The organism is Brumimicrobium glaciale (assembly GCF_004152935.1).
GTDB classification, from domain to species: Bacteria; Bacteroidota; Bacteroidia; order Flavobacteriales_D; family Crocinitomicaceae; genus Brumimicrobium; species Brumimicrobium glaciale.
Genome location: NZ_SETE01000003.1, coordinates 171816 through 183767 on the forward strand (window position 1 = coordinate 171816; position 11952 = coordinate 183767).

Here is an 11952-nt window from a genome sequence, read left to right on the forward strand (position 1 = left end):
TGCATTATGAAAAAATGGCTTCCTTTTATTATATTATTAGTTGCTTTTATTTTTTTCTTCACCGGAGATGTAGAAGCACAATGTTCACAATGTAAATTACTGGCTGAACAAAGTGGTGACTCAGTTGATGACAGTATTCTTGATAACACAAACGGAAACAACATCAATTCGGCGATTTTATATATCATGGCCTCCCCTTATATTCTGCTGGCTGTTCTTGCGGTTTTATTCCGTAAGAAAATTAAGTTAATGTTTAAGAAGAAATTTGGTTAGACAATTACGAATTGTAAATTACGAATTACGAATTGGGGTGACTAAGAAATTGATGCTGCTTTAATAAAATCTTTGCTCTCAAAAAAGATCCTTCCATCTGTAAAATCAATAATTTTAAAGATGTTCAGGATGACGTTCTTATATAGTGATTAAGTGAAAAAAGTGGGGTTAAAAACACCCCACTAACGACTTGTCATCCTTCGAAAATTGCTTCCAACAACTCGTTGTAAAGCAATTCTTCGGAGAATCTTTTTGGTATTAAAACCCAAATTTAAATTGTCTCTCAAGTAATGATTACATCTTCTATTGTGGTAGAATTAGTTTTGATTATTAATGTTCATCTAAGCATAATGTGCTATTGATTAGAACTAAGTCTTAAGAATTAAAAAAAAATAATCATTACTTAAGCGCTTCTTTATAAGTATCTATTGCGTTTTGCCTCGCTTTTTTATGTTCTACTATTGGTTCAGGATATTTACTGGTTCCGTATTCTGGAATCCATTTTTTGATGTATTTATCTTCTGGATCAAATTTTTCATGCTGACTTGTTGGATTGAAAACCCGGAAATACGGTTGTGCATCTACTCCAGATGAAGCTGCCCATTGCCATCCGCCAACATTGCTAGCCATTTCATAATCAAGGAGTTTTTCTGCGAAATAGGCTTCTCCTAATCGCCAATCGGTCATTAAATGCTTGGTTAAGAAACTCGCAACAACCATTCTTACTCTATTGTGCATAAATCCTGTGGCGTTGAGTTCACGCATTCCTGCATCAACAATCGGATAGCCTGTTTTCCCTTCGCGCCATGCTTCAAAATGCGCTTCATTGTTTTCCCACGGAATATTATCGTATTTTGGTTTAAATGATTTATCTGCTGTTTCTGGAAAGTGTTCTAAAATCATCTGGTAGAAATCTCTCCAAATTAATTCATTGTAATATTTTTCGTTTTTACTTCCTTGTCGGCACAATTCTCTAATGGAAACTGTTCCAAAACGAAGGTGTAAACTCATTCTTGTTGTTCCTCGAATTGAAGGAATATCTCTTGTTTTCTCGTAATCTTTTATGATTTTATCACTTGCTTCTATTGGAGGAAAATCTTGTGTTTGTTCGTCAGAAAAGCCCATTTCTTTCAATGAAATCAATTCCGAAATTTCTTTCGATTGATTCAAATTATTGAAATACTTTTCAGTTGGATAGGACTTCAAATGAAAAGGAGCCAATTCTTTTTTCCATTGATTCATATAAGGCGTAAAAACACGGTAAGGAGTTCCATCCCCTTTCAAAACTTCATTTCTTTCGAAAATCACATGGTCTTTTAAGGTGCGGAAAGAAATGTCTTGAGTTGCTAATAATTTCTCGATTTCCTCATCTCGTAATTTTGCATAAGGTTCGTAATCACGATTTGTAAAAACGGCGTTAACTTTATGCTCTTTAGTTAATTGTTGAAAAACATTTATTGGCTGATCAAAAAAGACCCATAAATCACTTCCTTGCTCATTGTAAGCTTTTTTCAGTGCTTGAATGTGCTGATAAATATATAAAACTCGTTGGTCGCCAGAATTGAGATCTTCAAGAATGTTTTTATCGAATATAAAAATTGGTTGAACATCTTTTTCCTTGCGCAAAGCCGCAAATAATCCAGCGTTATCGTTAGTGCGTAAGTCTCTTCTGTGCCAAAAAATTGTCATACTTTTTTAATTATTAATGGTAAATTATTAATGGTTAACGCGATAGGGGTGGAAATAATGGTTAATGTTTAATTATTAACGAGGTTTCTAATGACAATATTCATAATTCATAATTCATAATTCATAATTATTTCCATAATTATTGTCAAATTTTCTCCAAAGGAAGGTCTGGTTTTGCGTAGCTGTATCTTCCAATTTCGTTAGTAGATAAATAACTATCTAAGCCTGTTCCTCCTACTACTCCTTGGTCGTGTAAGGATAAGAAACCGTCAGATTTGAGAAATTCTTCATTCAATTGAATCAGCTTTACTTTTCCAATTATTAGTTGTGTATTATTGATTGGAATGGGAATCACTTCCACACATTCTAAACCGATTTTCAAAGGAGACTTCGCTACAAATGGGGCATAAAAATCATTAATATATGCTGTTTCTAAAGATGTTTCATCAAATTCACTTTCTTCTCTTTCATATCGAGCTGCAGTTTGATGTGCTTGTTTATGAATTTCCTCTGTGACAGAATTTATAGTGAAATAAGAAGTTTCCTTTATATTTTCAAAAGTATGTCTTTCCACAGATGCTGGACGTTGAATAAAACCCATTAAAGCAGGGTGAGCACCCAAATGAATCACGGAATTAAAAATTGCAAGATTGGTTTGACCTTTTTTATTTTTCGTCCCGATCAAATTCATGCTTTTTATTCCACTCAAACAATTGATTAAATTCGTTCGGTAGCGTTTATCAAGATCATTAATTTCTTCTAAGGTGAAAGTTCTCATATTTAATTACGAATTACGAATGATCAATTACGAATTATATCCAATTCAAAATTATCAATTATCAATTGTCAATTATCAATTACCCCGTGTATTCTACAATATTGTTTTGCGTTTCGTACAATCTAATCGTCAATTCGTATTGTTTCAATCTTGGTTTTAATTTTTCATAAATCACTTTAGCTATATTTTCAGCTGTTGGATTTAGATTTTTGAAAGCAGGAACATCTAAATTTAAATTTCTATGATCAAACTCATCCTCTATTTCTTCTTTGATGATTTTTTTAAGATCAGTAAGGTTAATCACAAATCCGGTATCTGGATCAATATCACCTTTCACCCAAGTTTCCATAACGTAATTGTGACCGTGGAAATTTGGAGAATTACATTTTCCAAAAACTTCATTGTTTTTATCCTCTGACCATTTTGCATTGTGCAAGCGATGGGCTGCATTAAAAGTCGTTCTACGTCCTATTTTAATCATATTCAATTAATTCTTACAATAATAATATTTTGTCCGCTACCCAATGATAGTCTACACATTCCAACCCACGTAATCTGCGACAATTTTTTTAAACCAAACTGTATAATTCTGTGGTGATTTTTCAATATCTAACTTAAGTTCATCGATTCCAATATATTTAAAATCCTCAACCTCTTCAGGGTTTGGTTTTGGCTCTCCATTAAACTTACCCATAAAAAGATGATCTAGTTCATGTTCAATCAATCCATTTTCGAATTCAGTTTTATAAATAAATTGTCCAATATATTCGATTGAAGTTGTGAAACCCATTTCTTCTTGCATTCTTCGCAAAGCTGCGTCCTTTACAGCTTCATTTAATCGTGGATGTGAGCAACAAGCATTCGTCCACAAACCTCCACAATGGTACTTATCGCTGGCTCTTTTATGAATCAGCATTTCATCGTTATCATTGAAAATAATCACAGAAAAAGCACGGTGCAGCCTACCTTCTTGGTGTGCTTGCAGCTTTTCCATCGTTCCAAGAACGTGATCGTTTTCATCAACGAGCACTACATTTTTTGTACCTGTCAACTCCATTATATCATATTGAGTTTATGTCGAACTAAAGAAGAAAAGAACAACATATATTTCTTGTTATTCGGGATTCTTACACGCTCATTTAAGATAGATTCTGCTTTAGTATTTTTGATTTTTACAAACAACTTATAGTAATAAATATACGCCATATAAGTTCCAAATCGAGCTTTTTTCGGTAGTTTTTTAATTCCTTCTAATCCTTTTTGGAAATCTATTTCAATGTCTTTTTCAATTTCCTTTTTGATCTCATCATTGAAATTAGACAAATCTACGCCCGGAAAATATGTTCTGTCTAATTCTTTAAAATCGGCTTGTAGATCTCTCAAGAAATTAATTTTTTGAAATGCTGAACCTAAGCTCATCGCATCTGGCTTTAATCTTTGAAATTCTTTTTCATTTCCATCTAAAAATATTTTCAAACACATTAGCCCAACTACTTCAGCAGAACCTAATATATATTTTTCATATTCTTTTTGACTGTATTCACATTTTTTGAGATCCATTTCCATGCTATCAAGGAAACAATCAATTAAATCTGGGGTAATATTGTAACGGTGAACGGTTTCTTGAAAAGAATTTAAAATTGGATTTAAAGAGATTTTTCTATCAATAGCCAATTTTGTGCTTACTCTAAATTCTTTTAATAATTCACTTTTTTCAAAATCGTGGAAAGAATCTACTATCTCGTCAGCTAACCTAACAAAACCATAAACATTGTAAATTGGCTGTTGAATTTCTTTACTTAAGAATCTAATTCCCATAGAAAAACTAGTGCTATAGGCGCGTGTAGTACGCTTGCTTATATCCTTCGAAAGATTGTCATAGAGTAGTTTCATTTATATTTTGTTAGCGTAAATTCGTTTATTTATTTCTTCAGCAACGACTTTCCCAGAAATTATACTCGGCGGTACACCTGGACCAGGAGTTGTCAACTGTCCTGTATAAAACAAGTTTTTTATATGTTTGTTTATAATTTTCGGTTTAAAAAATGCCGTTTGCTTTAAAGTATTTGCTAAACCGTAGGCATTTCCTTTATATGCATGATAATCTGATTTAAAATCTTTTAAACAATAACTTCTTTTATAAACAATGTGCGATTTAATTTCAGAACCAGTTTTCTCTTCCAGTCGCTTCATTATAATATCAAAATATTCTTCTCTCAATTCTTCTGTGTCCTCTAAATCTGGAGCTATTGGAATCAACAAAAACAAATTCTCTTTTCCCTCTGGAGCTACCGAATCGTCAGTTTTTGAAGGACAACAAGCGTAAAACAAAGGTTGTGATGGCCATTGAGGATCTTTGTAAATTTCCTCAGCATGAATTTTGAAATCTGTATCAAAAAACAAGTTATGATGAAGCAAATTATCGATTTTTTTATCAATACCCAAATAAAACAATAAAGAAGAAGGCGCCATTAAACGTTTGTCCCAATATTCTTCTGAATAATTAGAGCTTCCTGTGGCTAATTGACGATCGGTATGGTGATAATCTGCACCTGAAACAACAATATCGGATTGAATTGTACCGTTGTTTTCAGTATTCACTTCATAAATTAATCCGTCTTTATAGGTAAAGCTTTTTGCTTCGCAGTCAGTGATGATTCTTACACCTTGTGAAATGGCAACTTTTTCAAAAGCTTCAATTATCTTGTACATTCCTCCCATTGGATACCACGTTCCCAATTTAATGTCAGCATAGTTCATCAAAGAATATAGTGCTGGAGTATCTTTCGGCATTGCACCTAAAAACAGAATCGGGAACTCTAGTAATTCGATAATTTTAGGATGAGAAAAATAAGACCTAATATATTTCGAGAACGAAGAAAACAAATGCAATTTAATTGTGCCTTTAACAATGCGCATATCCGCAAACTCCGTAATTTTTAGACTTGGTTTGTGCACCAAATCATTCATCCCAACATCATACTTATAAGCGGCTTCTTTTAAAAATTTATCTAACTTTTTTGATGAACCAGGTTCTAAATCTTCAAACCATTTATAGAATTCATCAATATTTGCTGGAACATCATCCTGTGTATTGTCTTGCCAAAAAACACGGTAACTTGGATCTAACCTTTCCAGTTGATAAAAATCTTTTGTTGTAAATCCGAAAGCATTGTAAAATTGCTCAAAAACATCTGGCATCCAATACCAGCTTGGCCCCATATCAAAGGAGAAACCATCCACACTAAAGCTTCTGGCACGCCCACCTATGGTTGTGTTTTTTTCAATAAGTGTAACATCATGTCCTTCTTTGGCTAAATAACTAGCCGCTGATAAACCTGCTACCCCACTTCCTATCACTGTGACTTTCTTCTTTTCCATTAATTGTTGTAATGCTTATATTCTGGTAGTAAATCCATTAATTTTTTACGTGCAATAAAGATTCTACTTTTAACTGTTCCTAAAGGGATATCCAATTTCTCAGCGATTTCTTTGTACTTATAACCTTTGTAATGCATTTCAAAAGGCTCTTTGTATTCATCACTTAAAGTATCCAATTTCGCATTAACTTCGTTATCTGCAATGTAATTATAAGGAGAATCTCTGTTTTCTGTTGAATTATTCAATAAATATAAATCTGTTGAATTATCAAAGATAGTTTTTGACCTCACTTTTCTTCTGTACTGATTAATAAAAGTGTTTTTCATAATCGTAAAGATCCAAGCTTTGAAATTGGTCTTTGGCTTGTAATAATCTTTGTATCGGATTGCTTTTAACATAGTTTCCTGAGTTAAATCTTTAGCATCCTCAAGATTTTTAGTGTAATTCATCGCAAAAGCCAATAAATAGGACTCCATCGATGTTAGTGTATTATTAAATTCTATTGTAGACATTTTATTTTTGTTTAGAGTTATGTCAATATTGTTAAACAGAACTGTGCCAAAGATACGTCTTTTTTAATAATACGCAATAAAATCAAGAAAAATAGGTCATTAAAATGACTAAAGGAAGAGGTTGTGTATAACTATGGACAAATTAAAATCAATATTGTGTATAATAATCCCTAAAAACGTAGAACATATTACACGATTATAGCTGAAATTAAAAAATTAACAATTTACTTTAAACAATAAGAACATTGGGAAATTAAAGAATCGTACTGATCAAGAATGGTTAATGCTGATTTAGGTTAACAGAACCACTATAGAATAAAAGCGCCAAAGCTTCATTTGAGAATGAAATTCTATAACTAGTGCTCTAATTCATAAATTCCATCGCTCATTTCACTCCTCTTTTTACTTTATACTTCGTTAAAATTTTAAACCGTAGATATACTTCGGCAGGCTCTGCACAGGTGGCCTATGCTTGAAATTTTAGCCTTGTCCAAAGTAAAGATCTAAGCACCATTATTAATGAGTTACAGCATTAGTGTTCGCAAAAAAAACTATATAGGGGAACAATAAAAAAGTGGTATTACACCTTAAAAGCTATTGATGTTGCATTTTAGTTGCCGATCCAATCTTGAATTGGAAAAACTCTTTCAGATTTTGGCAAACCATAACTGTCAATCATTCCTCCGCCCAAGAAAATTGGAAGATTAACTTGCTCCAATAGCTGATCCATATAATCCTTGTAATAAGACTCGCTAATATTTGCAATCATTGAAACAATAAGATTCTTTGGGTTCATGGTAGGTATAGAATTTTTCAAATCACCTATTGGAAGATTTACGCCAAGATACAGAGTACGATAGTTCCTTTTCTTTAATATGTAATTGTAATAAAGTAAACTGATTTCATGAAATTCACCTTCTGGAGTAAATAGAACTGCATCAAACCTTCTTTTTTCAACATTAGGAAGCTTATCCGTTTCAACAATAATTTTTTGGCGAATAATATTAGAAACGAAATGCTCTTGAACGGGACTTATGGTTCCAACAACCCAAAGCACTCCAATTCTATTTAAAAAAGAAACCAGGTAATTTTTATAAACCACTTCCAAACCTTCTTTTTCAATTGTTTTGGTAATTACACGCTCAAAAGTATCGTAATCAATTTCTACCATTGACTGAATCAATAAGCTAACAACCGCACTAAAAGTATGGGTGGTGTCGCATATTTCTCGAACTTGTGTACGTATTTCGCCTTCTGAACATTCTGCAATTTTGGATATTTTCAATCCACTATCATAAAGAATAGCTATGTTTAAAAGCTTCACCAGGTCTTCATCCGAATAGCTTCTGATTTTAGTTTCAGTTCGGGCAGGAGACAATAACCCATAACGCTTTTCCCAAACCCGCAATGTGTGGGCCTTGATCCCTGTTAAGGTTTCTAAATCTTTAATTTTGTATTCTGCCATAAGGGATAAACATCTTGCTAGTGGTTTGGTTCAGTTTTAAGTCTATTTCTGTATTTTTTTATGCATTTAATTGAAATTTTTCCAAAGATAGCTTTTCAAATATAAGGCATCTAAATTATTCTATTTTAGTATTACAGTTTGTAAATATAAAACACCCGTTCCAGAGAAGTGAAATATGATTGACTCCACTTATAGTTGCCAGCAGCCTCAATTTACAACTGAGAAGCTTTCAAATCCATAGCTAGATCTTCTTATTGGTTAACTATCATTACAGACTTTGATTTGAGCGCTAATGAACATTTACTTTTCAGAAAACGAAAAATGGGGATTCCTCCTCCGATTATTTCATAAGGACGAGGAATGACATTCGGTTGATTTTTATAACAATGCCGAGGAATCCATTCAGAGAAGGAGAACGCACTTCTTTTCAATCAATAAAACTTATTCTTATCTGTTTTGATAATGGAAATAGGGATAATAAAAAGGGATCAAAAATATAATTAATCAAGGATACAATTCTCGATACAAAACACTGTGGACTAAAAGCATCATAGGTTCGAATGAGAATAAAATTCTACAACTATCAGAATATTTAGATACTTAATGTTAGACATTAGACAGTTAGACGTTAGACAAAAGACGAAAAGTCTAATGTCTAATATCTATTGTTTGATTTAAACTTTTTAGAAGCTAGAGTTAGATGCACTAATCCCGATGGCTTATCGGGAGCATAGTTTTAACTATTTCTGAGACCAATAAACCTTACAAATTATTCAATTCCTTATATACAGGCGAATTGATTACTTTTTCGATTCCTTCTTTTAATGGTAAAAACTCTCTATCCAATAGGCTTCTAACTTTTTCAGTACTTGGCTGTCTTCTTGTCATATCACCTTCTTTTAGTGGTGGCAAGAAAATGATTTTAGATTTTGAATTGGTTTGTTTGATAACCAATTTCGCTAACTCGAGAATAGTCGTTTCTATGTCATTCCCAACATTAATAACGTCATTAACGAATTTATCATCCTCAAATGCTGTCATACAAGCTGAAACATTATCATCAATATAACAGAAAGTACGTGTTTGAGATCCATCACCATAAATAGTAATGTCTTTATTATTTAACGCTTGTTTTATAAATTTACTCATCACGAAATCTGGACTTTGCTTTGGCCCGAACGTATTAAAGAAACGGAAAACAGTATACTTTAAGCCAAACTCGTGGAAATAAGATCTACAATATGCTTCACCAAGATTCTTTACGATTGCGTAAGGCAATTTAGAATTTAATGGTGTTGTTTGTTCGTGTTGCGGCAACTCTACCGGCTCTCCATAAACCTCAGAAGAAGAAGAAAAGAAAATACGTTTTACTTTAGAGTTTGCACTTAATTTAAAAATATGATTCATTCCATCGATGTCCTCTAACACCTGCAATGGATGATCAGTTGTTCTTTTGACACCAACAACAGCAGCATAATGAAAAACATAATCAAATTGATTGTCATCAAAAATCGCTTTCATTTGATCATAATTATTACAATCTGCTTCTATGAACTGAAAGTTATCAAATTCGCTTGTTGAAATTTTAAGTTTGTGACCTGTTAGAAAATTATCTACAGCTACAACTTTATAATTCGGGTTTTTAACCATCTCACTTGTTAAGCAGCTTGGAATAAAGCCTGCACCACCAGTAACTAGAATATTTATCATATATGTTGGATTCACGAATGATTAAAAGGTATTAAAAGACAAATTTAAAATTTTTATGTAATAAAAGGAGACATATCATAATTAATACTTTTAAATCATGCGATTTTGCGTGATTCGTAGTGTAAATAAAGCGTTTGGTCTATTTTTCGATGATTGAATATGGCTATGGAGTGTATAAAAACGCGAAACCTCTAAATGATCTTTTTGGAAGCAACATGTTTTAAATCTATCTATAGTAATGATATAATACATTCATTGAAAAATAGACTAAACGCCGGGCCCTAAATTACTCCTTAACAAATCGCTCTACAAGAACATTCCCGGAAGTTGTTGAAATTCTTACGAAATAAACACCTTTATTTAAAGTGCTTAAATCTAATTGAGTGGAAATACTTTTTTGAATTGAGGTCAATAAAGATTGTCCAAAAGTATTGTAAACTTCAACTTTATTTATCATTCCATTATCCAATTGAATATTTAATTTATTAGCAGTTGGATTTGGGAAGATTGATGCAAATAACTCCTCCTTTTCAATTGAAGCTGGATTGTTGTAAACTAGATCATAACGCTGATTCTCCAAAACGCCATGCATCAATTCAACCTGACCTTTTGTAAATGAATTTTGACATGTTTCATTTGAATAATCCATGTAGTTTTCAAGCATATCAGGCAAATAAAATCCCTGAATATTGTCTGTACAAGTGTTTGCTGTAGTGTCGCATCCTACAGATTGTTCCAATGCATTTGGCGTGTCATCAATTCCATCTTGGTTTGTACAATCTCCGTCGCCCCAGATATGACGCAATCCTAAGTAGTGTCCAACTTGGTGAGTTAAAGTTCTTCCCAAAACATCATGAGAACCACCACCTAAAAGTAAATCATTAGGATTATTTGAACCAAAAGCCTGGTATTGAATTACGACACCATCACTCATTCCAGCGGTAGCACCACCTGGCCAATTCGGCAGATTCGCAGGTGGTGTTGCATATCCCAACAAAGAAGTAAAACCAAGTATTTCCATGTTCCCAACCCAAATATTCATGTAACGAGTTTGATCATTTCTATGAAAAGCTTGATGAACTCTCACGAATGTTATTTTCTATGATTAAGCAAGGTTGATTTCAGTAGTGAGTGCCGAGTATTGAGTAAAGAGGCGAATTGAACAAGTGAATTGCTAAACTCCAAACTCTCGAAAAAACTAAAACTTGAAAATACCAGTTCATCATTAAAAGCTAACGTCAGCTCAATACTCACTACTCGAGACTGGCTACTGATTATGCTAAACATAATCCGCCATATCCCCTTCTACTTTCCTAAAGTAAAACAAGCCACTCACAAATATCACCAAGATCATAATTATTGAAACGAACATCAATGGTCCAGGAGCATCACCTCCAAACATTGACCAACGGAAACCTTGAACAACTCCAGCCATTGGATTCAAATAATAAAGTGTAGCTGCCCATTCTGGAAGTTGCTTTACGGCAAATTCTGCTGGATAAGCAACAGGAGTGATGTACAAACCAATCTGCACCATAAAAGGAACAATGTGCTGAAAATCTCTATAACGAACTGTTAAAGCACTTAACCAAATACCAACCGCTAAAGCTGCAATCACTCCGATTAAAATAAATACTGGTGCCAACCAAACATTTGCTGATGGTGGAACTTGAAAATAAATCATTAAGACTATCATGATTAATAAAGCCACTCCGAAATCAATGAAACCAACAACTGCTTTGGACAATGGTATAATTAATCGTGGAAAATAAATTTTCTTAATCATATTCTGACTCGCAATTATCGAGCTTCCCGAGTTCGTCATTACATAAGAAAAATAACTCCACACGCTTAATCCCGCAACAGTAAATAGAATATGAGGAACTTCTCCAGTTTCTACTCCAACAAAGCGTCCAAATACCAAAGAAAGAATTAACAGAGTAATTATAGGCTGTAAAATTGCCCAAAGAAAACCAATGGTGGTTTGTGCATAGCGCACTCTAAAATCTCTCCACGCTAAAGTGACAAATAAATCTTTGTATTGGTATAATTCCTTGAAATCTGGAATGATGGATTTCTTGTCGGCGTCTATTATTGTTTTGTGGACTGGTTTGCTCATAGGTGAGTTAAATTTTTAAGCCTTT

The 11952-nt window shown here is 33.1% G+C and carries 12 protein-coding genes; 1 reads left to right on the forward strand and 11 read right to left on the reverse strand.

All coding sequences use genetic code 11. The annotated features are described in order from the left end of the window. Positions 1-6 precede the first annotated feature (6 nt). A complete protein-coding gene (locus ERX46_RS08000) occupies positions 7-273 on the forward strand; it encodes a hypothetical protein (protein ID WP_130093338.1) in 267 nt (88 codons plus the stop codon). Between the two features lie 399 nt (positions 274-672). Here ERX46_RS08000 and ERX46_RS08005 read toward each other — a convergent pair whose 3' ends face one another. From ERX46_RS08005 to ERX46_RS08055, 11 genes are all read right to left on the reverse strand, one after another. Continuing rightward, positions 673-1962, reverse strand: coding sequence for a cryptochrome/photolyase family protein (locus tag ERX46_RS08005; protein ID WP_130093339.1), 1290 nt, complete (start codon positions 1960-1962; stop codon positions 673-675). Between the two features lie 145 nt (positions 1963-2107). Beyond that, entirely contained in the window at positions 2108-2740 is a 633-nt protein-coding gene (locus ERX46_RS08010) for a flavin reductase family protein (RefSeq protein WP_130093340.1), read from the reverse strand. A gap of 79 nt (positions 2741-2819) precedes the next feature. Continuing rightward, entirely contained in the window at positions 2820-3221 is a 402-nt protein-coding gene (locus ERX46_RS08015; RefSeq protein WP_130093341.1) for a 6-pyruvoyl trahydropterin synthase family protein, read from the reverse strand. Positions 3222-3272: 51 nt separating this feature from the next. Beyond that, positions 3273-3797 (reverse strand): isopentenyl-diphosphate Delta-isomerase, encoded by a 525-nt coding sequence (gene idi, locus ERX46_RS08020; RefSeq protein WP_130093342.1) that lies wholly within the window; start codon positions 3795-3797, stop codon positions 3273-3275. Then, positions 3797-4633 carry a phytoene/squalene synthase family protein gene (locus tag ERX46_RS08025; RefSeq protein WP_130093343.1) on the reverse strand — a complete coding sequence of 279 codons (837 nt, stop codon included), beginning with the start codon at positions 4631-4633 and terminating at the stop codon, positions 3797-3799. Before ERX46_RS08025 ends, idi begins: the two co-directional genes overlap by 1 nt. Beyond that, positions 4634-6121 (reverse strand): phytoene desaturase family protein, encoded by a 1488-nt coding sequence (locus tag ERX46_RS08030; RefSeq protein ID WP_130093344.1) that lies wholly within the window; start codon positions 6119-6121, stop codon positions 4634-4636. Then, on the reverse strand, positions 6121-6633 hold the full coding sequence (locus tag ERX46_RS08035; RefSeq protein ID WP_130093345.1) for an RNA polymerase sigma factor: 513 nt from the start codon (positions 6631-6633) through the stop codon (positions 6121-6123). Before ERX46_RS08035 ends, ERX46_RS08030 begins: the two co-directional genes overlap by 1 nt. 610 nt (positions 6634-7243) lie before the next feature. Further along, on the reverse strand, positions 7244-8098 hold the full coding sequence (locus tag ERX46_RS08040; RefSeq protein ID WP_130093346.1) for a MerR family transcriptional regulator: 855 nt from the start codon (positions 8096-8098) through the stop codon (positions 7244-7246). A gap of 762 nt (positions 8099-8860) precedes the next feature. Further along, entirely contained in the window at positions 8861-9808 is a 948-nt protein-coding gene (locus ERX46_RS08045; protein WP_130093347.1) for an NAD-dependent epimerase/dehydratase family protein, read from the reverse strand. 286 nt (positions 9809-10094) lie between these two features. Continuing rightward, positions 10095-10895, reverse strand: coding sequence for a zinc-dependent metalloprotease (locus ERX46_RS08050; RefSeq protein ID WP_165366187.1), 801 nt, complete (start codon positions 10893-10895; stop codon positions 10095-10097). 192 nt (positions 10896-11087) lie between these two features. Beyond that, positions 11088-11927: an ABC transporter permease gene (locus ERX46_RS08055; protein ID WP_130093349.1), complete on the reverse strand. Its 840-nt coding sequence runs from the start codon at positions 11925-11927 to the stop codon at positions 11088-11090. Positions 11928-11952 lie beyond the last annotated feature (25 nt).